The 233-nt window shown below is 69.5% G+C and carries 1 pseudogene; it reads left to right on the plus strand.

The features are described from left to right. Positions 1–22 precede the first annotated feature (22 nt). Positions 23–233: pseudogene (locus tag ACQG3P_RS24430) on the plus strand (DUF3426 domain-containing protein); the annotation flags it as partial.

The raw sequence follows: 233 nt of genomic DNA on the forward strand, positions 1-233 counted from the left end.
TGCGCCGTGCTTGAATGACCCGATGAGCGAACCGACTCCGCCTCCGCGTCGTCCCCTGGCCACGTTCCTGCGTGCGTCCGCTGAACCCACGCCCGAGGCGGTCGACGCGGTCGCCCCGGACAGCGTGGCGGACAACAACGAGGACAATCCCGTTGGTGCCGAGGGGTCTGTGGAGGACATCGAGCTGACCGATGCGGACATCGACCCCGCGCCGGTCGCTGTGGCCGAGCCCA

This window comes from Stenotrophomonas sp. SrG (assembly GCF_050031795.1).
Classification (GTDB): Bacteria; Pseudomonadota; Gammaproteobacteria; order Xanthomonadales; family Xanthomonadaceae; genus Stenotrophomonas; species Stenotrophomonas rhizophila_A.